Annotated in this window: 22 protein-coding genes and 1 riboswitch; of the genes, 16 read left to right on the plus strand and 6 right to left on the minus strand. The window is 63.3% G+C overall.

From position 1 onward, the window contains the following. Positions 1 to 60 precede the first annotated feature (60 nt). From DBIPINDM_RS34755 to DBIPINDM_RS34765, 3 genes are all read left to right on the plus strand, one after another. Entirely contained in the window at positions 61 to 1,185 is a 1,125-nt protein-coding gene (locus DBIPINDM_RS34755) for a DUF2336 domain-containing protein (protein WP_258583446.1), read from the plus strand. 78 nt (positions 1,186 to 1,263) lie between these two features. Next, entirely contained in the window at positions 1,264 to 1,602 is a 339-nt protein-coding gene (locus DBIPINDM_RS34760) for a nucleotidyltransferase family protein (protein WP_258583447.1), read from the plus strand. Further along, the gene (locus DBIPINDM_RS34765) at positions 1,595 to 2,053 is read left to right on the plus strand and encodes a HEPN domain-containing protein (protein WP_258583448.1); all 459 of its coding nucleotides are present in this window, start codon (positions 1,595 to 1,597) and stop codon (positions 2,051 to 2,053) included. Before DBIPINDM_RS34760 ends, DBIPINDM_RS34765 begins: the two co-directional genes overlap by 8 nt. A gap of 7 nt (positions 2,054 to 2,060) precedes the next feature. Here the strand turns inward: DBIPINDM_RS34765 and DBIPINDM_RS34770 are convergent, their stop codons facing one another. Next, positions 2,061 to 4,127, minus strand: coding sequence for an FUSC family protein (locus DBIPINDM_RS34770; RefSeq protein ID WP_258583449.1), 2,067 nt, complete (start codon positions 4,125 to 4,127; stop codon positions 2,061 to 2,063). Positions 4,128 to 4,171: 44 nt separating this feature from the next. After that, the gene (parE, locus tag DBIPINDM_RS34775) at positions 4,172 to 6,229 is read right to left on the minus strand and encodes a DNA topoisomerase IV subunit B (protein WP_258583450.1); all 2,058 of its coding nucleotides are present in this window, start codon (positions 6,227 to 6,229) and stop codon (positions 4,172 to 4,174) included. A gap of 237 nt (positions 6,230 to 6,466) precedes the next feature. Between parE and cpaB the strand changes: the two genes are divergently transcribed. The 11 genes from cpaB to DBIPINDM_RS34830 all read left to right on the plus strand — a co-directional run bounded on the left by cpaB (position 6,467) and on the right by DBIPINDM_RS34830 (position 17,023). Beyond that, positions 6,467 to 7,393, plus strand: a complete 927-nt coding sequence (cpaB, locus tag DBIPINDM_RS34780; protein WP_258583451.1) for a Flp pilus assembly protein CpaB — start codon at positions 6,467 to 6,469, stop codon at positions 7,391 to 7,393. 30 nt (positions 7,394 to 7,423) lie between these two features. Beyond that, positions 7,424 to 8,875 (plus strand): type II and III secretion system protein family protein, encoded by a 1,452-nt coding sequence (locus tag DBIPINDM_RS34785; protein ID WP_258583452.1) that lies wholly within the window; start codon positions 7,424 to 7,426, stop codon positions 8,873 to 8,875. Positions 8,876 to 8,879: 4 nt separating this feature from the next. After that, positions 8,880 to 9,149, plus strand: coding sequence for a hypothetical protein (locus DBIPINDM_RS34790; protein ID WP_258583453.1), 270 nt, complete (start codon positions 8,880 to 8,882; stop codon positions 9,147 to 9,149). 49 nt (positions 9,150 to 9,198) lie between these two features. After that, positions 9,199 to 10,413 (plus strand): AAA family ATPase, encoded by a 1,215-nt coding sequence (locus DBIPINDM_RS34795; RefSeq protein ID WP_258583454.1) that lies wholly within the window; start codon positions 9,199 to 9,201, stop codon positions 10,411 to 10,413. Then, positions 10,410 to 11,831 (plus strand): CpaF family protein, encoded by a 1,422-nt coding sequence (locus tag DBIPINDM_RS34800; RefSeq protein ID WP_258583455.1) that lies wholly within the window; start codon positions 10,410 to 10,412, stop codon positions 11,829 to 11,831. Before DBIPINDM_RS34795 ends, DBIPINDM_RS34800 begins: the two co-directional genes overlap by 4 nt. 5 nt (positions 11,832 to 11,836) lie before the next feature. Then, positions 11,837 to 12,802, plus strand: coding sequence for a type II secretion system F family protein (locus tag DBIPINDM_RS34805; protein WP_258583456.1), 966 nt, complete (start codon positions 11,837 to 11,839; stop codon positions 12,800 to 12,802). Between the two features lies 1 nt (position 12,803). After that, a complete protein-coding gene (locus DBIPINDM_RS34810; protein WP_258583457.1) occupies positions 12,804 to 13,769 on the plus strand; it encodes a type II secretion system F family protein in 966 nt (321 codons plus the stop codon). Between the two features lie 28 nt (positions 13,770 to 13,797). Then, positions 13,798 to 14,097, plus strand: a complete 300-nt coding sequence (locus DBIPINDM_RS34815) for a hypothetical protein (RefSeq protein ID WP_258583459.1) — start codon at positions 13,798 to 13,800, stop codon at positions 14,095 to 14,097. Positions 14,098 to 14,217: 120 nt separating this feature from the next. After that, positions 14,218 to 15,045 (plus strand): hypothetical protein, encoded by an 828-nt coding sequence (locus DBIPINDM_RS34820; RefSeq protein WP_258583460.1) that lies wholly within the window; start codon positions 14,218 to 14,220, stop codon positions 15,043 to 15,045. Between the two features lie 159 nt (positions 15,046 to 15,204). Continuing rightward, entirely contained in the window at positions 15,205 to 15,678 is a 474-nt protein-coding gene (locus DBIPINDM_RS34825; RefSeq protein WP_258583461.1) for a hypothetical protein, read from the plus strand. Positions 15,679 to 15,847: 169 nt separating this feature from the next. Next, positions 15,848 to 17,023 carry a GGDEF domain-containing protein gene (locus DBIPINDM_RS34830; protein WP_258583462.1) on the plus strand — a complete coding sequence of 392 codons (1,176 nt, stop codon included), beginning with the start codon at positions 15,848 to 15,850 and terminating at the stop codon, positions 17,021 to 17,023. Here DBIPINDM_RS34830 and gcvP read toward each other — a convergent pair whose 3' ends face one another. Genes gcvP through gcvT form a run of 3 tightly spaced genes read right to left on the minus strand, consistent with a single transcriptional unit; the run spans position 17,024 to position 21,326 of the window. Next, a complete protein-coding gene (gene gcvP / locus DBIPINDM_RS34835) occupies positions 17,024 to 19,834 on the minus strand; it encodes an aminomethyl-transferring glycine dehydrogenase (RefSeq protein ID WP_258583463.1) in 2,811 nt (936 codons plus the stop codon). 17 nt (positions 19,835 to 19,851) lie between these two features. Next, the gene (gene gcvH / locus DBIPINDM_RS34840; protein ID WP_115139583.1) at positions 19,852 to 20,220 is read right to left on the minus strand and encodes a glycine cleavage system protein GcvH; all 369 of its coding nucleotides are present in this window, start codon (positions 20,218 to 20,220) and stop codon (positions 19,852 to 19,854) included. Between the two features lie 5 nt (positions 20,221 to 20,225). Beyond that, positions 20,226 to 21,326, minus strand: a complete 1,101-nt coding sequence (gcvT, locus tag DBIPINDM_RS34845) for a glycine cleavage system aminomethyltransferase GcvT (protein WP_258583465.1) — start codon at positions 21,324 to 21,326, stop codon at positions 20,226 to 20,228. A gap of 149 nt (positions 21,327 to 21,475) precedes the next feature. Continuing rightward, positions 21,476 to 21,562: riboswitch (glycine riboswitch) on the minus strand. 254 nt (positions 21,563 to 21,816) lie between these two features. Here gcvT and DBIPINDM_RS34850 point away from each other — a divergent pair. Both DBIPINDM_RS34850 and DBIPINDM_RS34855 read left to right on the plus strand, forming a co-directional pair. Beyond that, entirely contained in the window at positions 21,817 to 22,818 is a 1,002-nt protein-coding gene (locus DBIPINDM_RS34850; protein ID WP_258583466.1) for a hypothetical protein, read from the plus strand. A gap of 160 nt (positions 22,819 to 22,978) precedes the next feature. Further along, positions 22,979 to 23,407, plus strand: coding sequence for a hypothetical protein (locus tag DBIPINDM_RS34855; RefSeq protein WP_258583467.1), 429 nt, complete (start codon positions 22,979 to 22,981; stop codon positions 23,405 to 23,407). A gap of 208 nt (positions 23,408 to 23,615) precedes the next feature. Here the strand turns inward: DBIPINDM_RS34855 and DBIPINDM_RS34860 are convergent, their stop codons facing one another. Then, positions 23,616 to 24,407 (minus strand): molybdopterin-binding protein, encoded by a 792-nt coding sequence (locus DBIPINDM_RS34860; RefSeq protein WP_258583468.1) that lies wholly within the window; start codon positions 24,405 to 24,407, stop codon positions 23,616 to 23,618. Between the last annotated feature and the right edge of the window lies 1 nt (position 24,408).

Here is a 24,408-nt window from a genome sequence, read left to right on the forward strand (position 1 = left end):
TCTGCCTACCGTCTTCAGCGGGGCCGGAAACCTTCCGGCAAGGGGCGTAAGCAGACGGGCATGGTTGTTGTTTCGCATTTCCTGAAGTGGATCTACACGGCAAGAGTGTCCGAGCGCGCCGCCGCGGCCAATGCGCTGGCCCGGGCCTATGTCAATTCCGAATTGCCGTTCGAGGATCGCTGCGCCGCCGAGGCGGCGCTGACGCTGCTGCTCGACGATGCCTCGTCGAAGGTGCGGCTGGCGATGGCCGAAGCGCTCTCGATGAGCCACCACGCGCCGCTGCAGATCATCAGCGCGCTGGTGTCCGACCAGCCGGAAGTCGCCGGTGTCGTGCTGGCGCGCTCGCCACTGCTCACCGATGCCGACCTGATCAATCGCGTGGCGTCGAGCCAGAAGGCAACGCAGAAGCTGATCGCCGACCGTCCTGTTGTCTCGATGGCGCTGTCGGCGGCCATCGCCGAGATCGGCGAGGCCGAAGCCTGCGCGGTCTTGCTGGCCAACAGCGGCGCCGACATTGCTTCGCTCAGTTTCCGGCGCATGGCTGAGCGCCATGGGCATCTGCCGCTGGTGCGCGAGGCGCTGATATCGGATATCAGGCTGCCTGCCGACTGTCGGCACATGCTGCTCATCAAGCTCGGCGAGACATTGAAGGCATCGCCGCTGGTCACGGCGTTGATGGGCGCCGCGCGTGCCGAGCGCGTCATGCGCGACGCTTGCGTCAAGGCCTCGGTGACGCTGATCGAAGGCACGCGCCAGGAAGAACATGCGGCGTTGATCGAGCATCTCAGGCTGCGCGGCGATCTCACCGCGAGCTTCCTCATCCGCACCATCGCGCATGGCAAGGTGGATTTCTTTGGCTCCACACTGGTCGCACTCAGCCAGCAGTCCGAGCCGCGGGTAAGGACGCTGCTGGCTGGTGGGCACGATGTGGCCTTGCAGGCGCTGTTCCGCAGCGCCGGCCTGGCTGCCGCCACGCATGCGATTATCCTGCGCGCGCTGAAAATCTGGCGCGAGGTCGCCAATGGCAAGCGCGTCGCCGGCGTGCAGGAAGTCAGCTGGCTGATGCTCACGGAATTGGGCGGCCAATCCGCGGAAGGCGATCTCGCAGCCCTGGTCAAGTCGATCCATCTCGACGCGCTGCGCGAGAATGCACGCGGCCATGCACTGGCGATCGCGGCGGCCTAACTCGATACCTTTCGGACGGCCGGACGGTCTCGATCCCATTGCGTTGTCGGCGCAGAAAATCGGTACTATGTTTCAGGTATGCGCCATCCAGCCCCAACCCGCCTCACGGTGCCGGCCGAGATTCGGCCGCTGATTGATGAAATCAGGGTTCGTCTGAACCCGGATTCCATCTGGTTGTTCGGCAGCCGAGCCCGGGGCGACAATCGACCTGACAGTGACTGGGATATTCTCGTTGCTTTGCCGGATGATGCCAGGCCGGAACTGCTTGACCCACTCATCGGTTGGGCGATTCAGCACGAACTCGGCATTCCAGCGACAATCCTGTCCACGACATCGAGCGCTTTGGCTGCGAGTTGGGATTCGCGAAACACGATCGCTTATGACGTCGCTCGGGACGGGCGTCGATTGGATGTCTGATCAGTGGACCATCGCGAGCGCGCTTCGGTTGGCTAACGGGTGTATCCGGGATGCATATACTCTGGCTGCGTCAGGATCCCGCAACGCAGCCTATCTCAGCCAGCAGGCGATTGAGCAGATCATCCGGGCACTGGCGACTTCGGAGGCTATTCACATCGAACGTAATGATGCTCACCAGCTCGACAAGATTGTGAGGCGATTTCCAGACGATAACGTTGAGAAAACGGCGTTGAAGTCACTCGTTTGGCTGGAGGCCTATGCGACCACTTTCAGATATACTTTGCCTTCAGGTCAGATACCTCGTGCACCCGAAAAGGCAAAACTTCAGAAAGCTATAGAGGACATTTCGAACCTTGTCCTGCGGGTTGCAGGGCACTTTAAAGTCGACCTTGGCAATGAATCAAAGCCAGCCCAGACCGTGACGCCTATGCGCAGGTCGAATCCGCAATGACATCCGTCTAAGACCTGTTTTTAGTGAAAAAGTCCGGAAAATCCTCCATCGCCGCGGCAATGATGCGCAGTGATGCCGCGATCTGCAGCATGTCGCCGGGGGCGTTTCGCTGGGCGATGCCCGCCGCATACTGCCGGGCGACGGCGATGGTCGCTGTCTGCGGATCCCCGGGGGCGCGGAACAACAATTCGCGCGCCAGCCCTCTCAGGAAGTTGGCGATCGAAAGGGCGGCTTCGGATGGGATAGCGTGGTTTTGGCTAGCACCGCGCAGCCGCAGAATCTCCAACCCGACCGTGACGGCGGCGACGCCGCCGCCCAGAACCGCGTCGCCCTTCCTGCCGGAATTCTGCACCAGCGGCATCAGCTGGTTGATCCGGTCATAGGCAAGACTTTCGAAGGCCGAACGCCTCGGCACGCGTTCGTGCAGGCAAAGCCGTGCCAGATCCTCGCGCATGGCCCGCACGATCCGGTTTGCCGCGAGCCACGGATCGGCGGGCAGCACGACAATGAAGACGCCGATTGCCAGCAGAATACCGACCAGTACCGATGCCGAGCCGGCGAAGAACGGGCCAGGATCGTATGTCATCGCCTGATGCGGGCTGAGGAAGGCGAGGAAGTTGATGGCGAAGGCCGTGGCTACGCCGACATAGCGCGGATTGGCCATGCCTAGCGCCGTTGGCACCAGGATCGGCACGACAAACAGGACGAACCAGCCGAAGCCGGGCAGGGCAGGCAATGCGATCTGGCCGACGAGGAAGGCAAAGGGCAAAGCCAGCAGCGTTCCCTTGAAGAAGCCCCACGACACCTGCACGGGGTCCGGCCGCGCGGCAAACAGGCTGGAGACGACGGCAACGAGAATGACCGTGCCGGCCGCTTCCGACCATTTCGTCGTCAACCAGAAGGCCGCGACCAGCAACGTGGCAAGGGCAGCGCGCACGGCATTGCGCGATGCGCCGGGGTAATCGCGGTGCACCACCAGCGTAGGCTGCCTGCTGCCGCGGCCCGTACGGGTGACCGGTACACGCAAGGCATCGAGCCCGCGCAGCACCTGTTTAAGCGCCTCCGCGAAATCGGCTGCGATGGTGAGGCGGGTGATGGTGCCGACCCTGTCGTCACCCTGGTCGGTCGCGGCATCGGGTGTCTGCCGGGCCTTGGTCGAGATCGCGTCGAGCTGTTCCACCCAGGGTGCCGTATCGTCCAGTGCGCCGGGCTTTGCTGCCAATTCGCTGACAAGGGCCTGCAATTCCGAACGCACCGGGACAAGTGCGGCGTTTTTCGGAGCAGCGTGCGAATGCAGCGCGCGTGCCGCCGACAGAGCCGAGAGCAATTGTCCGATGGTGCGCCGCACCGGGTGGGCACGCGGTGCGAAGCTTGGCGCTTCCAGCCTGGCATAAGCGCGCATTTCGCCGAGTGTCTGGGTGTCGGCGACGAGTTTGCGATGCAGTGCGGAGAGTGTCGCTGTATCACCTTCCGAGAAGGCTCCTGCGGCGTAGGTGGCAAGGTCGAGAATGCAGCGTTTCAGCCGTGAGATGATGGCATCACTGGCCAGTTTCGGCAGGATCAGCCGGCTGGTCAGGCCGGCGCAGACGATACCGAGCACGATCTCGGCGCAGCGCGCGACCGCGAGGTCGACGACCAGATGCGGCTGTCCAAAGGCGGGCAGGCCGATGATCATGGCGGTGTAGCCGGCAAGCGCCGCACCATAAGCCTCTGGATTGCGCAGCAGCGAGGAGACGAAGGTGCAGATGCCGATCCAGACGGCGAGCACCGTCACCAGTACCCATGGGTTGGTGCCGAAGACCGTAGTGATGCCGATCGCCGCGACACCGCCGGCAAGAGTGCCAAGCAACCGGTAAAAACCCTTGGCCAGCACCATGCCCGCGACCGGCTGAGCAACGATAAACACGGTCATCATTGCCCATTGCGGATGGTCGAGCTTCAGCGCGTAGGCAGCCAGCAGCGCGATCAGACCGGCCGAAACGGTGCGCAGGGCGAAAATCCAGTCGGAGCGCGTCGGTTGCGTCAGTCCGGCCAAGCTCGTTTCGAAATAGGCTCTCAGCTGTGCGCCGGTCACATGCTCGTCTCCGCAAGTTGAGCCTGTTATGGACCGGCAGACGGCTAGATATCCAGCACTTCCGTTTCGGCGAATTCGGCGCGTTCCTGGATGAAGCGGAAGCGGGCTTCCGGCTTGGTGCCCATCAGCGCATCGACCGCATCCTTGGTCGCGGCCTCGGCATCGATCACATCGATGCGAAGCAGCGTGCGCTTCCTCGGATCCATGGTCGTCTCCTTGAGCTGCGCTGCCATCATCTCGCCCAGACCCTTGAAACGGCCAAGCTCGACCTTGCCGCGCCCGGTGAATTCGGTGCGCAGGAGCTCGTCCTTGTGCGCGTCGTCGCGGGCGTAGGCGACCTTGCCGCCTTGCCTGATCGAGTAAAGCGGCGGCACCGCCAGATAGAGATGGCCGCCGCGCACCAGCGCCGGCATTTCCTGGTAGAAGAAGGTGATCAGCAGCGAAGCGATGTGGGCACCGTCGACGTCGGCGTCAGTCATGATGATCACGCGGTCGTAGCGCAGATCCTCGTCGCGGTATTTAGACCGCGTGCCGCAGCCAAGCGCCTGGATCAGGTCCGATATCTGCTGGTTGGCGGCCAGCTTGTCATTGCCGGCGCTGGCGACGTTGAGGATTTTTCCGCGCAGCGGCAACACGGCCTGGCTGGCGCGGTCGCGCGCCTGCTTGGCCGAGCCGCCGGCCGAGTCACCTTCGACGATGAACAGTTCAGCACCGGCAGCGGCATTTTGCGTGCAGTCGGCGAGCTTGCCCGGCAGCCGCAGCTTGCGCACCGCACTCTTGCGCGACACTTCCTTTTCCTGGCGCCGGCGCACCCGCTCGTCGGCGCGCGCGATCACCCAGTCGAGCAGCTTCGAAGCCTCCTGCGGATTGTCGGCCAGCCAATGGTCGAACGGATCGCGGATCGCGGTCTCGACAATTCGGATAGCCTCGATCGTTGCCAGCCTGTCCTTGGTCTGGCCGACAAATTCCGGCTCGCGGATGAACACCGACAGCATGCCCGCCGCCGAGATCATGACGTCTTCCGAGGTAACGACCGAGGCGCGCTTGTTGCCAACCAGATCGGCATAGGCGCGCAAGCCCCGGGTCAGCACGTTGCGGAAGCCGGCCTCGTGGGTGCCGCCTTCACCCGTCGGGATGGTGTTGCAGTAGGAATTGATGAAGCCGTCGCCGCCGAACCAGGTCACCGCCCATTCGAGCGAGCCGTGGCCGCCCTGCTTCTCGCTCTTGCCGGCGAAGATTTCCCGCGTCACCTGGAAGTCGTCGCCGAGCGATGCCTTGAGATAGTCCTTGAGGCCGCCGGGAAAATGGAATTCCGCCTTGGCCGGCGTCGGATCCTTTTCCTTGAACAGCGAGGGATCGCAGGTCCAGCGGATTTCGACGCCGCCGAACAGATAGGCCTTCGAACGCGTCATGCGGTAGAGGCGCGCCGGCTCGAAGGCGCAGCCCTTGCCAAAAATCTGCTCGTCGGGATGGAAGCGGGTCTTGGTGCCGCGGCGGTTGTGCACCTCGCCGAGGTGCTCCAGGCCGCTTACCGGAATGCCGCGCGAGAATCTTTGGCGGTAAAGCTGGCGGCCTCGCGCCACTTCGACCTCGAGATGGTCCGACAGCGCATTGACGACGGAGACGCCGACGCCGTGCAGGCCGCCCGAGGTCTCATAAACCTTGGAGTCGAATTTGCCGCCCGAATGCAGCGTCGTCATGATGACTTCCAGCGCCGGCTTCTTGTATTTCGGATGCGGATCGACAGGGATGCCGCGACCATTGTCGGTAACGGTCAGAAACCCGTCGGCCGAAAGCTCGACATCGATGAAGGTGGCGTGGCCGGCGACAGCCTCGTCCATCGAATTGTCGATGACCTCGGCGAACAGATGGTGCATCGCCTTGTCGTCGGTGCCGCCAATATACATGCCCGGCCGGCGGCGCACCGGCTCCAGGCCTTCGAGCACCTCGATGTCGGCGGCACTGTAGCCCTCGCTGCCATCCTTGGTCGCGGCCGGGCGCTTGGCTGCTGCCTGCACCAGCGGATCCGCCGGGCGCGCGGGTGTGCGAACAGGCTGTGGCTGCTTGTCCATATTGCCGAAGAGATCGTTGTTGTCGTCCATGCCTGCCATCGGGTTCGATGCTGCGAATCACCCGTCGATACTGCCACGCTTTGCGGCGCCAAGCGACGGAGGTTCCTGTTACGTTCGGGGATTTGACCCGTCTTATCCTAAAACCATTCGATAACCAAGCGGGCGGAAATAGGTCCGATACCACCGTTCCGCATTCCTGATTCTTTAACAAAGCGGCCTAGCGTGAGCCCAACATAACAAGAAACGACGGGCATCAGGGGTTTCGGCGTGAGGGGCAAGGCCATAACGATGATCGGCATCGCTGCCGTTTTCGGCGCGATCTCGATTTTTGCCGCGGATTTCTGGGTCAAGAGCCAGGCCAGGCCCGATGCCGAGGAGAAGACGGCGTCGATCGCCGCTCCGGCCCCGCCCAGGATCGAGTTCAAGACCATCGTGGTGGCGAACGCGCCGTTGCGCTACGGCATGGAACTCGACCGCGCCAAGTTGACCGAAATCCCGTGGCCGCAGGATTCCCTGCCGCAGGGCGCCTTTGCCACCATCGATGGCTTGCTCGGCGAGGGCGGCCGCGTCGTTCTCTCGCCGATCGAGGTCAACGAACCGGTGCTGCTGACCAAGCTGTCGGGGCCGAACGGCCGCGCGACGCTCTCCAACATGATGACGCCAGGAATGCGGGCGGTCACCATCCGCACCGACGAGATCGCCGGTGTCGGCGGCTTCGTCACGCCGGGAGACCGCGTCGATGTCGTGCTGACGCGCGATGCCGGCGAAATCCAGGAAGTCGCCAAGAACGCGCAAGGCGCCGCCGGTTCGACCATCACCTCCGAGATCGTCGTCGCCGATGCCAAGGTGCTGAGCGTCGGGCAGGGCGCCGACGAGCGCCAGACGACGCCGCAGGTGACCAATTCCGTGACCATCGAGGTGACGACCGAAGGCGCGCAGAAAGTGGCGCTTGCCCGCACCGTCGGCACGCTGTCGCTGTCGCTGCGCTCCGCCAGTGAAGGCGGCGACGGCAAGAACGGCGTCACCACCATCTCTTCCTTCGGCGGATCGGTGGCGGCCAAGGCTCAGGCCGCGGCCGGCTCGCTGTTCGATGCGATGACCAAGGAGCCGGAGAAGCCGAAATTCAAGACGGTTATCGTGACCCGCGGCACGAAGGCCGAGGAATATCAGGTTCCTGCGCGGGACCAGAAGTAAAGACCGGTGGGGACCGGACGGGACAGGGCAATGTTGATGCGTACCCTATATGGAATGACGGGCCGGTCGCGCTTTGTGCGCACCCTGGCGATCGCGGTTGCTCTGGCTGCGAGCGGCATGCTCGCTATGCCCGGGGCGGCCAAGGCGGACAATGAAATCGTCTATGTCTCGGCGACCAAGAATGCGTCGATCAAGGTCGCCAAGGGCAAGCCCAAGACGATCGTTACGAGTGCTGCCTTCTACCAGATCGTCATCGGCGATCCGGAGATCGCCAACGTCAACCCGCTGACCGACAAATCCTTCTATGTGCTGGGCAACAATCTCGGCACCACCGGCATTGCGCTGTTCGACGAGAAAAAACAGCTTGTCGGCACCGTCGACATCGAGGTGACGCTCGACACGGATCAGCTGGCCAGCACCATCCGTGCCAGCGTGCCGGACGCCAAGATCAAGGTCGGCTCGGCCAATGGCCGTGTGGTGTTGTCGGGCGAGGCCGATGACGCGGTCGCCGCCGAAAAGGCAAACAAGATCGCCACCCGCTTTTCCGGCAACGAGGAGGTGATCAATTCGGTCAACATCTCATCGTCGCAGCAGGTCCAGCTCAATGTGCGCTTTGTCGAGATCAACCGCCAGGCGGGGCAGGATCTGGGTGCAAAATACAGCGCCAATTTCGCCTACGGCATTGGTGGGCGCAGTGTCGTGCTGAACCCGGATGGGGCGTCGGTGCCGACGGCGGGTACTGGCGAGATCATCGGCAGCTTGCTGTCGAACGGCGTGTCCGTCGATATCGCCGTCAAAGCGCTGGAGGAGCGCGGCCTTGCCCGCATGCTGGCCGAGCCCAACCTGATCGCGCGCTCCGGAGAGACGGCGAGCTTCCTCGCCGGCGGCGAATTCCCGATCCCGGTTTCGGAGGACAATGGCAAGATCTCCGTCACCTACAAGAAATACGGCGTCAGCCTGGACTTCACGCCGACCGTGCTCAAGGACGGGCTGGTCAGCCTCGACATCGCGCCGGAAGTCTCTTCGATCGATGCGTCGGCGTCCTACAACATCGGCAACATTTCGGTGCCGGGCTTCACTGTCCGCCGCGCCAAGACCTCGGTCGACCTGAAGAACGGCCAGAGCTTCATGATCGCAGGGCTGCTGCAGTCGCAAAACGACATCACCACGTCGCGCATTCCCGGCCTCGGCAAGATGCCGGTGCTCGGGTCGCTGTTCTCGTCGAAATCCTACCAGCGGCGCGAGACCGACCTGGTCATCCTCGTCACGCCCTATCTGGTCAAGCCGGTCGATCCGTCGAAGAAAATGGTCGAGCCGACCGATGGTTCGCAACCGGCCAGCAATGTCGACTATTTCCTCAACAACACCGAGGAAGTGAAGGCATCGGACACCGGCCGCGCGCTGGCACTAGCAGATGGCAGCGCCGCACGGGTTGCTCCCGCCACCACGGTCGGGCACTTCCTCGACCTGCCGAAGGACTGAAATCATGCGTCTGGTCCTGAGATCGAGCATCACCCTGCTTCTTGCCGGTCTGGCCGGCGGCTGCACCAGCGACGATTACACACGCAGCGAAGGGGTGACGACCGGCGCCGGCAACGCCCAGGCCGCCAACACCGTCATGCAGATGGTCGATCCGTGGAAGTACGGCGTCCAGAACACCAGGCTTCTCGTTCCTGCCAAGCGTGGCAATGCCGGACCGGTCACACCCGATCAGGCGGCGGGCGCGAAGGCATCGCAGACAAACACAAGCGACTGATTCAACAGGGCAACTGATCCACAAGCGATCGACCTCACAGGCGGCGAGCATGGCAAACGGCATCAAGACCAGGAAGATCCTGCTCGTATCGACGGACAGAACCTTCGTGCAGGACACGCGGACCGCATTCGCCGCCTCCGAGATCATCCAGCTCTCGACGGTGGAAAAGAATGTCACCGAATTGCGCGGCGAGGTCCAGGAGACCGACTTCGGCGCCATTATCGTCGACATGGACGCGGCGAGACTGGAGGAGGTCGAGTCGCTGCAGCGCATCATGCGCCGGCTGGAGGGCAAGGCGCCGGTGGTCGTGGTCACCCAGGAGTTCAACGCCGCCGCCGTGCGCATCCTGGTGCAGCTCAAGGTCGCGGACTTCCTGGTCAAGCCGATCACCACGGCCGATCTGGTGCGCTCGGTGGTGCGAGCGCTGCAAGGGCCGGGGCGTGAGGAAAACACCGAGTCGCAGATCTACACCTTCATGCCGGCCGCCGGCGGCGTCGGCACCACGACACTGGCGCTGCAGACCGCCTTCCAGCTGCATCACTCTGTGACGCGCGGCGCTTCGACCTGCGTGGTCGACCTCAATTTCCAGCAGGGCGCCTGTGCCGAATATCTCGACCTCGAGCCGCGCTTCGACATCACCGAGATCGAGAACCAGCCCGAACGCCTCGACCGGCAATTGCTCGACGTGATGCTGTCCAAGCATGCCAGCGGCCTTTGCGTGCTGGCGGCACCGACGCATCCGGCGGAGATGCGCTCGTTCAAGACCGATGTCGTGGTGCGCATGCTGGACCTCGTCTCGGCCTATTTCGACAATGTCGTCATCGACATGCCGCGCACCTGGTTTCCCTGGACGGAGACTGTGCTGCTTGGCTCAAACAAGCTCTATATCGTCGCCGAAATGACGGTGCCGTGCCTGCGCCACACGCAGAGGCTGATCCAGGCGGTCTACGAGACCGCCGGCAAGGAAGTGAAGCCGAACGTCATCGTCAACCGTTTCGAGCAGAAGATGTTCGACAACGGCATCAAGCAGGCGGACGTCCAGGAGATCCTCGGCGAGCATTTCGTCGGCGGCATTTCCAACAACTACCGGCTGGTGCGCGAGGCGGTCGATCGCGGCGTGCCGCTGCACGAGATCGACCCGAACGCCAATGTCATCAACGATTTGAAGAAGATCATCCTTCCGGAAGAGGCGGTCGCGACCGGGGTCAAATCGAAGTCCCTGTTCAGCTTCGGCAAGGGTCTGCTGAAGAGGAAGGCCGGATGACCAGTCGTTTTTCCACCCTGCAGAACCGCGATGCGCGCCCGATCCGTCCGGCTGATACAACGCCGGTGGCGCATCATGCGGTCGTTATCCCGACCAACCGAAAGGCTTTGGCGGCAAAGCCAGATGTCGCGCCGGCAAAGAGCGCCAACAAGGTGCTCGATGCGCGCGTGCGCATCCACCGGATGCTGCTTGAAGAAATCAATCTCGTTGCGCTGGAGCGTTTGCCTAAGGAGGAGATGCGCCGGCAAGTCCATGATTTCGTTTCGGAAAAAACCCGCCAGGAGCGGATGGCGATCAACACCGTCGAACTCGAAGCGCTGGTCGACGATATCGTCGACGAGATGGTCGGTCTCGGTCCGCTCGAGCCGCTGCTCAAGGATCCCGACATCAACGATATCCTGATCAACGGCCACCAGAACTGCTTCATCGAAAAGAAGGGCAAGCTGCAGAAGGTCCATATCCCGTTCAAGGATGAGGCCCATCTGCTCAGAATCGTCAACAAGATCGTCGCCGCGGTCGGCCGCCGGGTCGACGAATCGCAGCCGATGGTCGATGCGCGCATGCTGGACGGCTCGCGCTTCAACGCGGCCATCCGGCCGGTGGCCGTCGACGGGCCGCTGGTGTCGATCCGCAAATTCTCCAAGAACAAGCTTGGCCTGCACAAACTGGTCGAATTCGGCGCCATCACCCAGAATATGGCCGAAGTGCTGGCGGCCGCAGTCCACGCCCGCAAGACGACGATCATCTCGGGCGGCACCGGCACCGGCAAGACGACGATGCTCAACGCGCTGTCGGCCTTCATTCCCGAAGACGAGCGCTTGATCACCATCGAGGACGCGGCCGAACTTCAGCTGCAGCAGCCGCATGTCGCGCGCATGGAAACGCGCCCCGCCAACATCGAGGGCCATGGCGAACTGAAGCAGCGCGATCTCGTCAAGAACGCGCTGCGCATGCGTCCCGACCGCGTCATCCTCGGTGAGTGCCGCGGCGAGGAGGCTTTCGACATGCTGCAGGCGATGAACACCGGCCATGAAGGGTCGATGGCGACCATCCACGCCAACACGCCGCGCGACGCCATTTCGCGCCTCGAACAGATGCTGGGCATGACCGGCATGCCGATGACGGTGCAGTCGATCCGCAGCCAGATCGCCAGCGCCATCGACATCATCGTCCAGCTGACCCGGCTTTCCGACGGCAAGCGCAAAGTGACAAGCGTGGCCGAGGTGACCGGCATGGAAGGCGACGTCATCCAGATGCAGGAGATCTTCCGCTTCGTGCGCACCGGCATGGACGCCGACGGCGGCATACTCGGCTATTTCGAGGCGACCGGCATCCGGCCGCGCTTCCTCGAGGATCTGCGCGCCATGGGCATCGAGTTTCCCGGACGCTATTTCGAACCCGGCCGGCCGCAGGAGTAAGCCTGGTGTTCGACGGGTTGAGCGCAATCTATGTCGTCTATGCCGGAGCAGCACTCACCGGCATAATGATCGCCGAGGCCTGCTATCTCCTCTACGCCGGCCGCAGCGACAAGCGTACCGCCATCAACCGACGCATGAAGCTGCAGGAAAACAAGATCAGCCAGGAGCAGGTGCTGATCCAGCTGCGCAAGGAGCGCGGCCTCGACGCAGGCACCTCGCTGTTCTCGCCGGACCGGTTCCGCGCGCTGCGCACGCAATCGGGCATGATCATGCCGCTGTCGAAATTCCTGATGATCACCTCGGGCGTGGCGATGGCCATGACCCTGGTCGCCATCTGGTATGGCTTGCCGCTGCTGATGGGGCTTCTGTTGTTCGTCGTGCTGCTGCCGCTGGTGCCGGTGATGGTGATGCGCTTCAAGCGCAAGCGCCGGCTCAAGCGCTTCGGCATGCAACTGCCCGAGGCATTGGAGCTGATCACACGCGGCCTCAAAGCCGGTCACCCGGTGCCGGTGGCCATCGCCATGGTGTCGCGCGAAATGCCTGATCCGATCGGCACCGAATTCGGTGTCGTCGCCGATGAGGTGACCTATGGTTCCGATCTGGTCTCGGCGTTGAACTCGCTGTTTGACAGGGTCGGTCATGAGGATCTGCCGCTGTTCATCACCGCCGTCTCGATCCAATCCAGTTCGGGCGGCAATCTGCGTGAGATTCTCGACGGCCTGGCGCTGACGATCCGCGAGCGCGGCAAGCTGCGCCGCAAGGTGCGCGCCATCTCGACCGAAGGCCGCATGTCGGCCTACATCCTGACGGCGATCCCGGCGCTGCTGTTTGCCGCCATCATGGCGCTGATGCCGGGCTTCTACCGCGATGTCTGGGACGAGCCGAAAACCTGGTACCTGATCGGCGGGTCGGTGACCTGGCTGATGCTGGGCAATCTGATGATGTTCAAAATGTCGAATTTCAGGTTCTGACATGCAGGGCTTCATCGAATTCCTCGCCTCGCTTGCGCCGACCTCCCTGACGCCGGTGGCCATCCTGCTTCTGGCCCTGGGCTCCATCGCGGTCGCCTGGCCGATGGTGGCGGCGAAGGGCGACCGCAACGACGTGAAGCGCCGGCTCAAGGTCGACCATGGTGCAGTGGCCGCGAAAGCCGAGCCGCTGCAGAAGAAGAACGCCAACGTCGTGCGCGAGAAGGCGGTGAAGCGGGCGCAGGAATTCTACGCCAAGAGCGATCCGGAAAATGTCGCCCGGTTGCGCATGAAGCTGATCCAGGCCGGCTATATGGAGCCGCGTGCCGTCGGCACGTTCTTCATCATCCGCTTCTCGGCGCTGGTCGGCGCCGCGATCGGCGCCTTTGTCCTCAACCAGTGGCTGGCCAGTGCCGAAGCGACGATGACCAGCCGCTGGGCGTTCGTCATCCTGTCGGGCGTGGCCGGCTACTTCCTGCCCGGTCTGGTGCTGACCCAGAAGGTGCGGGAGAAGATGCGCGAATACCGCAACGGCTTTCCCGACTTCATGGATCTGATGATCGTCTGCTCGGACGCCGGCATGAGCATGGAGGCCGGCATCGAGCGCGTTTCGAAGGAACTCGCCAAGACCTATCCAGCGCTCAGCCAGAACCTGCAGCTGGTGTCGCTGGAACTGCGGGCCGGGCGCAGCCTCGACGATGCGCTGAAGGCGCTCGCCGACCGCCTCAGCCTGGACGAGGTCCGTTCCTTCGCCACGCTGCTGCAGCAGTCGAAGGAACTCGGCACGAGCCTGTCGGGCGCGCTGCGCGTCTTCTCCGACGAAATGCGCCACAAGCGCATGTCGCTGGCTGAGGAAAAGGCGCACGCCCTGCCGGCCAAGATGTCGATACCGGTGACGGTGTGCATCCTGCCGGTGGTGCTGATGATCGCGATCATCCCGATCATCGTCAAAATGACGGGTCACCACTAGCGGTGCCGATTGGCAACGCAGGTACTAGATGAACGTATTAATTCCCCTAGTGTCGTTGCTTGGCCCGATTTATTTTGGGGTTCAAGGCTCATCCATTGTCGCTGTTGTAGTTTGGGCGGTAATTTGGACGGCACTTCGCTTTCTAGCTACTTGGAAATCAGTCTACGCGACGCTACAGTATGGCGATGGTGATGGTTCTGTGACTTGGTTAAATCGCCATCCTTATTTTGCGATTCTTGCCGCTTTTGTTACAACACTTATTGGATTCATAGCTGTTCACGTAGCCGTTTACTGGATCGTGTGGTGGTCGATTCAATATTCGAACTGAATGTCATCTCCATGTGAGGAGTCTCACTGGCATTTGTCAGCAAATGCGATTCGACAAATCCAGAGCAGGGGCCGACAACCCATCCTCCTGCTCGAACGCGGCCCTGCGACGTGAGAACCCATGCGAATACTGTTTCTTGCCCTCGGCCTCGTCGCCGCCGCCCTGTGGCCCGCCTGGGCCATGGCCGACGATTGCGGCGATGCTGCCGCGCTGTTGCGGCAGGCCTATCCCAAGGTTCAGAAAAGCGCCGACGGCGGCTCCTTTACGCTCGAACCGCATACCAGCATTGCGCTCGCGGACCCGCAGGACGGTACGCCGGGGTTGGTCTGCAAGGTCTGGCCTGCCCATAACGATCTGCTGCTGGTCGCAGTGCCGCTGGTCGACAGCGCCAAGTCCAGCGACGGCGAGCATTTTGGCGATATCGAGCTTCTGGTCGTCGACAGAAAGACCCTGCAGGTACGCCAGCGCCTGCTCCAGCCCGGGTTGATGAATGACGATGCCATCGCCATCCGCGGCATCGAATTCGATACCGGCCGCTATGGGCTGGCGCCCGGTGTCACCGCCTTCGGCCTGCGCATCGACATGGCAAACCATTCGCAGCCCAATCCCTTCAATGAAACCGACCTGCGGCTCTACGCCATCGCCGGCAATGCACTGCACGCGGTGCTCGACGGCCTTGTCGTGGCCGGCTATGGCGGCGAAGGCGACGCCAATTGCGCGGGATCCTTTCATTCCAGCCGGGTCAGCCTGGCGATGAGCCCGACGATCCATCGCGGCTATCATGACATCATCGCGGTCGAGCGGAAGGATACCGACGAGCCAGCTCCCGACAAGGATGGCGAGTGTCAGTCGCATCCCGGCAAGTCGGCGAGCCGGACCTACCGGCTGCGCTATGACGGCAGCCGCTATCCGGTTCCGGCCGCGCTCAAGGTCCTGGACACGCCTTGAGAGCGCCGCTTGCGTCTGTTTGAGGCGTTGCGGCCCGGTGGTTAATGGCCGGTATTCCCGAAACCAAATCTTAGATGCATTTCGGCACCGAAGCTTAACCGCTGTGCTGTAGTGTCTTTCCTGAAGAACGACCCGACAAATCGGGCGACGGGGCAGGGCATGCGTCAGACAAAATTTGCGGCGGTCGCTACGGTGGCGGCCGTCTTGATGATCTCCGGGTGCACGACGAACAACAACGTCGACACGACCAAGACGACCGCGATCCAGCCGTCGGCGAAGGATGTCGGCACGTCCGACCTGGCGCAAGGCAAGGCGCAGTTTCGCGACGCCAATTATGGTCTCGCCGAACAGCATTTCCGCAAGGCCGTCGAGCTCAAGGCCGACAATGCGGAGGCCTGGATGGGGCTCGCCGCTTCCTATGACGAGCTCGGCCGCTTCGACTTTGCCGACCGCGCCTACGGCCAGTTGCTGAAGGTCGCCGGCCGCAAACCGCAGATCGTCAACAATATGGGCTATTCGCAACTGTTGCGCGGCAACAAGAAGAAGGCCAGGGCGCTGCTGCTCGAGGCGAAGGCCGGCATGGCCGACCCCACGGTCGTCAACGCCAATCTCGCCTTGCTGAACAAGGGTTGATGTGCGTCCTCGCACCGGTCTTGGGCGCGGTTGCGGGACAGGCAGTGTCGACCTTTTGTAAACCCTATCCGCAGCTTGGGTCGAAAGATCGGCTGAAAACCATGTCCGAGGGCTGCCGCTGACCTAGAATGCGGCGCAACCGCCGACGCTCGAGAGGCCCCCGCCCGATATGCTGGATTTCAGTTCGCTTCTACTCGCAGCCGCGCTGTCGGGTACCTGTCTTGCCGTCACCATGTTTGCGATCTGGTTCACCGCGCCGCGGGCGCGTTTCGTGCTGACGGTGGCGTGCGGCATTCTCGTGCTTGTCGCGCATGTGATCCTGTTCTGGCGCTACACCAAGGAGCCTGATCCGCTGCTTTGCCAGATCGCGCTGGCGCTGCTCAGCCTGGGCTTCCTGATCATCTGCATTTCGGCCATGCAGTATCTCGGCGTGCCGGACTACAGGCGTGCGGTTGTGCCGACATTTGCCGCCATGGCTGTCTGCGCGGCGGTGACCTTCGTCGGCCTTGACGGTATCGGCTTCGTCGTCACCTACACGACGGTCACCGTGCTGCTGTCGACGATCGGGGCCATGTTCTGGGTCAATGGCAGCCACGATCGCCGGATCCTGCTGGTGGTTTCGTTCCTGAGTGGTACCTGTGCGGTGTCGTTTGCCCTTTGCGGCGTGGTTCTGATGGCAAAGGGGCAATGGACGCTCGGCGCCGCGCCCGACAACTGGGCCGAACGTCTGAATTCCGTCGTTGCGGTGGCCTGCATGACCGGTCTCGGCGCCTTGACGCTGTCGCTGCACCATCTGCAGGCGCAGATCGAGCTGAAGGCCGAGACGATGACCGATCCATTGACCGGGCTGATGAATCGTCGCGGGTTGACGTCGCACTATGGCGAGCGGCCCTTCGGTCCTTTCATGGCGGTCGTCATGTTCGACCTCGATCACTTCAAGAGGACGAACGACGTCTACGGTCACCCGGTCGGAGACCAGGTTCTGTGCCGCTTCGCCGCCGTCATCAGGAAGTATGCCAGGACAGGCGTCGACGCCTTTCGCCTGGGTGGCGAGGAGTTCGCCATCGTCATGTCGCGGATGACGGAAGAGCGGGCCCATGATCTCGCCAGCAAGATCGGCGTTGCCTTCGGCACCGAAATCGTTGCCACCCCGCTCGGTCCGTTGCGCAGCACGGTCAGCGGCGGCATCGGCTTTGGCGGCGCCGACGGCAGCAGCCTCGACGAGATGCTGGCCGAGGCGGACGCAGCACTCTACGCGGCCAAGCGCGCCGGCCGAAATTGCGTCATCAGCCGTAAAAGGATGGGCAAGGCCGAACCGGTCAGGCCGGCCTTGCGCTCGGCGTAGTTACTCCGCCGCTCCCAGATAATCCGACAGCGGCGGGCAGGAGCAGACCAGGTTGCGGTCGCCGGCGACATTGTCGATGCGCGATACCGGCGGCCAGTATTTTGCTGCCGTGTCGGCGTCGCCGGCGGGATAGGCCGCTTCCAGGCGCGAGTAAGGATGGGTCCATTGGCCGGCCAGCGCCTCGGCGGCGGTGTGCGGTGCGTTGACCAGCGGATTGTCCGTCAAAGGCCACTCGCCCCTGGCGACTTTCGCCGCTTCACCCGCAATGGCGATCATCGCCTCGCAGAACCGGTCGAGCTCGCGCTTAGGCTCGGACTCGGTCGGCTCGACCATCAGCGTGCCGGCGACCGGAAACGACATGGTCGGCGCGTGGAAGCCGTAGTCGATCAGGCGCTTGGCGATATCATCGACGCTGATGCCGGCGCTCTCCTTGAGCACGCGGGTGTCGAGGATGCATTCATGCGCGATGCGATCGTGCCGGCCCTTGTAGAGCAGCGGGAAGTGCGGCGCGAGCCGTGTCGCCACGTAGTTGGCCGAGATGATGGCCGTCTCCGTCGCCTGTTTCAGGCCGGCGGCGCCCATCATCCGGATATACATCCAGGTGATCGGCAGGATGGAAGCGCTGCCGAACGGTGCGGCCGACACGGCATGCGCCGAGCCCTCGGTGACATGACCCGGCAGGTAAGGCTTCAGATGCGCCTTGACGCCGATTGGACCGACGCCTGGACCACCGCCGCCATGCGGGATGCAGAAGGTCTTGTGCAGGTTCATGTGGCAGACATCGGCACCGATGTCGGCGGGGCGGGCCAGCGCGACCAGCGCGTTGAGATTGGCGCCGTCGAAATAGACCTGGCCGCCATGCTCGTGGATGAGGGCGCAGAGGTGGCGGGCGCCTTCTTCGTAGACGCCGTGCGTCGAGGGATAGGTGAACATCAGCGCCGCGAGATTTTTGGAATGCTCGTTGGCCTTGGCCCGCATATCGTCCATGTCGATGTTGCCGTCCTCCAGGCAGCGCACGACGACAACGCTCATGCCAGCCATCGCCGCACTCGCCGGATTGGTGCCATGCGCGGAGGAGGGGATCAGGCAGACGGTGCGATGGCCCTCGCCGCGCGAGCGGTGATAGGCGCGGATGGCGAGCAGGCCGGCATATTCGCCCTGGCTGCCGGCATTGGGCTGCAGGCTGACCGCGTCGAAGCCGGTGATTTCCGACAGCCAGCCTTCCAGCTCGCCGATCATGGCACGATAGCCGGCCGAGTGCGCTGATGGCGCGAACGGATGCAGATTGGCGATGCTTGGCCAGCTCACCGGCATCATTTCGGCCGCGGCGTTGAGCTTCATCGTGCAGGATCCCAGCGGGATCATTGAGCGGTCGAGCGCCAGATCCTTGTCGGCCAGCCGGCGCAGCAAGCGCATCATGTCGGTTTCCGACTTGTTTTCGTTGAAGACCGGCTGCGTCAGAAACTCCTTTCCACGCGGCTTGCCGGGAACGGTGCTGTCGGCTGAAGCGGCAGCCTTGGCGCCGAACAGGGCCGCGATCGCATCGAGATCGGCATCGGTCGAGGTCTCGTCGAAGGCGATGCCGACATGGTCGGCGTCGATGACGCGCAGCAGCCGGCCGGTCTTTTCGGCGGCGGCGGCGATCTGCGCGGCGTTGCCTTTGGCCTCCACCGTCACCGTGTCGAAGCGGCTGGCGCCGAGCACCGAAACGCCTGCCGCCTTGAGACCGCTTGCCAGACGGTTGGCGAGCGCGTGGATGCGCCCGGCGATCGCTTGCAGACCGGCTGGGCCGTGCCAGATGGCATAGGCCGTCGCCATATTGGCGAGCAGCGCCTGCGCGGTGCAGATGTTGGAGGTCGCCTTGTCGCGGCGGATATGCTGTTCGCGCGTCTGCAAGGCCAGGCGGTATCCCGGCCGGCCCTTGCTGTCTGTGGACTGGCCGACCAGGCGGCCGGGCATCAGCCGGGTCAGCCTGTCGGCGACGGCGCAATAGGCAGCATGGGGGCCGCCAAAGCCCATCGGAACGCCAAAGCGCTGCATCGGTCCGACGGCAATGTCGGCGCCGAGTTTCGCCGGCGCATCGGTCAGCGTCAGGCCAAGCGGATCGGCGATGAAGACGACCAGCGCGCCTGCGGCGCGTGCCTTGTCGATCGCTGCCTTGTGGTCGCCATAGACGCCAAAAGTGTCAGGCCAGGAGACGAGCAAAGCGGCGGTGTTGTCATCGATCGTTTCGCCGTCGATCTCGATGCCGAGCGGTTCGGCGCGGGTGCGCACCACATCCAGCGTCTGCGGGTGCGGCGCGCCGGCGAACGCCACCTTGGTGCGCTTGTCGCGGTGGTGGCGAAGCGTAATGCCGACCGCTTCGGCGACAGCGGTTGCTTCATCGAGCAGCGAGGCCGATGCCACCGGCAGGCCGGTCAGTTCGGTGACCAAGGTCTGGAAATTGAACAGCATTTCGAGCCGGCCTTGGCTGATCTCGGCCTGATAGGGCGTATAGGCGGTGTACCAGGCCGGATTCTCGAACAGATTGCGCTGGATGACCGGCGGCACGTGGACGCCGTGATAGCCGGCGCCGATGAAGCTCTTCAGCACCGTGTTCTTCGCCATGGTCGCCGACAATTCGGCCAGTGCTTCGGCTTCGCTGGCCGGCGCGGGCAGAGTCAGCGGCGTGTCGAGGCGGATCGATCTCGGCACGGCCTGGCTGATCAGCGTCTCGACCGAGGGGACGCCGATCACGGCAAGCATGGCTCTGACATCGTTGACGCCAGGACCGATATGGCGGGCCGAGAAGGGGGTAAGTGCTGTGCTCATCGTTTTAAGTCCTGTTATCAGGCGATATGGGCTTTGTAGGCGGCCTCATCCATGAGGCCGGCGAGCTGGCTTTCGTCGGCAAGCTTCATCTTCCACAGCCAGCCGGCGCCGGTTGCCGCCGAGTTGACCAGCGATGGGTCGGATGACAGCGTGCCGTTGGCCTCGGTGATCTCGCCATCGACCGGCGCATACACATCCGAGGCCGCCTTGACGGATTCGACCACGACGGCGGTATCGCCCTTGGCCAGCTTCTTTCCCGTTTCCGGCAGTTCCACGAAGACGAGATCGCCGAGCTGCTCCTGCGCGTAGTCGGTGATGCCGACCGTGGCGATGCCGCCTTCGACGCGGAGCCATTCGTGATCTGAGGTGAAATAGGTCGTTGCCATGGAATTCATCCTTTGCGGTAGCGATGAGGGGTGAAGGGCAGGGAACTGATATCGACGGGGATTTTTGTACCGCGCACATCGGCGAAAACCCTTGTGCCGGGCTTTGCCAGCGCTGTTGCGACATAGCCCATGGCAACCGGATGACCGGCCGAGGGGCCAAAGCCGCCCGATGTGACATGGCCGGCGGGATTGCCGTCGGCATCGAACAAAGCAGCACCGGCGCGCACCGGCTGGCGGCCTTCCGGCTTCAGCCCGACGCGCTTTTGCGCCGGGCCGCGTTCGACGGCGGCGCGCAAGGCATCGGCGCCGATGAAGGCGCCGGAAGCGCGGATTTCCTTGGGGATTGCCCACATCAGCGCGGCGGCGGCCGGGTCCGTCTCCGGCGTGATGTCCTGGCCATGCAGGCAAAGCCCTGCCTCCAGCCGCAAGCTGTCGCGCGCGGCAAGGCCGATCCACAGCACGCGCTCATCCTCGAGTAGCTTTGTGACCAAATCCCGCGCGGCGGCCTCCGGCAGGCCGATCTCGAAACCGTCCTCGCCGGTATAGCCCGACCGGCTCATGAACCAGTTTTTCCGTGGCTCGACCCCGTGCATGAACAGCAGCGAGCCGGTCTCGATGCCCGCGCGGGAGAGAGCTGCCCAGGCTTCGGGTCCCTGGATGGCCAGGAAGACGCGGTCGAGCGGCTCAACCTTCACATCGAAATCGGCGGCCAGCGCGCGCAAATGCTTTTCGTCGGCGACGGCGTTGCCGGCATTGGCGACCACCATGAACCTGGTATCGCCGAGGCGGGTGACGATCAGGTCGTCCAAGATGCCGCCGGCTTCATTGAGGAAAAAGGACAGTTTCGACTGCGAGATTTCGAGCGCGCCGGCATCCAGCGGGCAGGCGCGGTTGAGCAAGGGAATCGCGCCTGGTCCGCTGACCTCGAACAGTTTCATGTGCGAGATGTCGAACAGGCCGGCATGTTCGCGGGTATGCAGATGTTCCTTCATGACGCCGGCCGGATAGGTCAGCGGCATCGACCAGCCGGCAAAGGCGCCGAAGCGCGCACCGGCGGCTGTGTGGATATCTTCGAGGGGAAGGTGTTTTGAGTCGTCGCCCGTCATGTCGTCTCCAGAGTCGCACGCAATCGGCCGCGAATGGCGACCAGTCCGTGCCCCTCTGTCTGAAGCCTGAGAGACTCGCGCAGCCGGAACTCTGTCAGCGGCGCTTACACCTTCGGCGCGGGGGCAAGCCCCGACTTTCCAGAGTGTCTTTCCCGTCTACGGTTCTTTTGCCTGAGAGATTTCGGGCGATTTCCCCTTCGGCGGCAGCTCTCGCTGCTCTCTCCCGCAAACAGGTAGGACTCAAAACCTCAAGTCCTCGACGCGCCATCCATAGCCCGTCGGCGACACCTTGTCACCTCCCAGCGACATCTAAAGCGCGTCGCGCTTTAGACCTTTGTTTTGATGCATGCCGTTCTCCCAAAACCGCTGCACACTTTTGGGCGACATGCATTGGCCGACAAGTCTTCGCTAACCACGCCGTTTGCCGGTTTTTCAAGACACTCCTGATATAGCGGGCCGATGTAACGCTTTGGGGCGGACGGGGACGACAATGGGCGAATTAATCATGAGCGCGCCGGTGGCGGGGCTGACCTCGAAGAATCGCATTGCCCCGGAAGATGTGGTGATGCTGCGCCGCGACGTGTTCGCCGACGGCGTGGTGACCCGAGGCGAGGCCGAGGCGCTGTTCGCGCTCGACCAGACGGCGCGGGACAAATGCGCGGAGTGGGCGCCGTTCTTCGTCGAGGCGGTGACCGACTACATCGTCCATCAGGAAAAGCCGTCGGGCTATATCTCGCAGGACAACGCCGACTGGCTGGTCCGCATCATCTCGCGCGACGGCATGGTCGACAGCCGAACCGAACTCGAATTGCTGGTCCACGTGCTGGAAGAAGCACGATCGTCGCCGGGCAAGCTTTGCGTCTATGCGCTGGAGCAGGTCGCTCATGCCGTCATCGACGGCAAGGGGCCGCTGATGCTGGGCGGCGCGCTGGTGCCCGGGCTGATCGCCAAGGCGGAAGTTGAGCTGCTGCGTCGCATCCTCCACGCCCATGGCGGCGACGGCAACATCGCCATCACCCGCGGCGAGGCCGAGGTGCTGTTCAAGATCAATGAACAGACCGCGCAGGCCAAGAACGATCCGTCCTGGAACGACCTGTTCGTCAAGGCGATCGCCAATTTCGTCATGTGCTCGGCCGGCTATGAAGCCCCGACCCGCGATGTGGCGCTGCGCCAGGAAAGCTTCCTCGAACATGCCGATCCGGACATCGGCGGCTTCTTCAGCCGCATGGTCTCCGGTGGCCTTGCCGGCATCATCGAGGCCTACCGGTCCCCGGATGACATCGAGGCCGAGTGGGAAGCCAAGAACAGGGCGGCCGAGGCCTTGGCCCGCCGCGCCGAAACGATCGATGCCGGCGAAGCCAAATGGCTGGTCGGACATATCGGCGTGGACAGGCCTCTCTACGAAAACGAGCGCGCGCTGCTGACCCTGATCAAGCATGCCTCGCCGGAGATCCATCCGGCGCTGAGGCCACTGCTCGACAAGGTGGCCTGAAAGAACAAGCGTCCGCAGCGTCGCTTCCTCCGTGACGTTGTAGTGTTGCCATACAAGGGACGGCAGGCCGGAAAGCACCCTATCTGTTTCGATAGGGTTCGTCGGCCATGAAACTCCTCTAGTGTTGGGTGGGGACGTCCACTCTCTGGGGAGTACAAACATGACCATGCTTCGTAAGATGCTTGCTCTTGCCTTTGCCGCCGGCCTTGGCTCGACAACGCTGGCCTTCGCCGGCGGGATGACGCCGCAACAACAGGCTGACGCGCGCACCAAGGTCGAAACAGCCGTGGCGCTGGCCAACATCGCCAAGGCCGACAAGGACGGCGAGGCGATGCTCGTCGCCGCCAGGATGCTGGCCGAGGCCGGTCCGGTGGCCGAGCAGGGCGCCAAGGTGAAGGACGGAAAGCCGACGCTCATGGACACCGGCAAGATGGCCAAGATGGCCAAGGAAATGGGCGCCGACGCCAAGAAGGCCGATGCCGTCGCCAGCATGGCGACGTCGAACGGCGAAACGGCGCGTAGCGACGGCTACTGGTACTACAGCTGTGATTCCTACAACAACTGTCAGTGGATCTACGCCGGCTATTGAGCGGGGCCGGGGGGCTCAAACATAGCACGGCATTGGCGATCGGCCCGTGGCTCCCACGGGCCGATCATCATTTTGTGGCGAGGCTAGAGCTGTTCACCGTTTCGCCGAAACGGCGACCCGCTCTAAGTCCTTGTTTTGACGCAATTCCCTAGGGAAAGCGCTACGCGCTTTTCCCGGGAAAACCGTTCACACTTTTCCTGGAATTGCTCTAGATGCCGCCATACCAGTCGTAGCCATTGTCTTCCCAATAGCCGCCGCGACCGCCGCCGACATTGGCGAAGCCGTCGACTAATTCGATCTTGTAGAGATATTTCGGCATCTTGTAGCCGAGCTGGCGCTCGACGCGGACGCGCAGCGGTGCGCCGTTTTCGACCGGTAGCGGCTTGCCGTTCAGGCCATAGGCCAGGATCGTCTGCGGATGGCGGGCGTCGATCAGGTCGATCGTGCCGTAATATTTGATGTCGCCGGACAGGCTGCGGTCGATCGTGTCGAGGCAATGGAACATGACATAGCGCGCCTGCGGCTTGACCACGGCCTGGTCGAGCACCAGCGACAGCGGCGTGCCGGTCCATTTGGCGATGCAGCTCCAGCCTTCGACGCAGTCGTGGCGGGTGATCTGGGTGCGGCTCGGCATGTTCATGATCTGCTCGCGGCTGAGCGACAAAGGCTTCTCGACGAGGCCGGAGACCTCCAGCCGCCAGTCGGCAAAATTGTTGGCGAGCAGGGCCTTGTAGTCGTCATCGTCGGGCGCGGTGACGCCATTCGGCCGCTGCGGCTGGCGGATATCGGCTTCGGTGAATTCCGGCGCCAGCGCGTCACGGCCAGCAAGCAGGCGTTGCGCGCGATATGTCAGGCCATTGGCGTTTTCGAGGAAACTGCGCAGGCCGCTGCCGATGCTCAACTGGCTGTCGAAGGCGTCGCAGCCCGACAGCATGATGCCGGAGGCGCCGAGGCTGGCGGCAGTCAGGAATTTCCGGCGGCTGATCTGGAACTTCGCCATG

This window comes from Mesorhizobium sp. AR02, assembly GCF_024746835.1.
Lineage (GTDB): Bacteria > Pseudomonadota > Alphaproteobacteria > Rhizobiales > Rhizobiaceae > Mesorhizobium.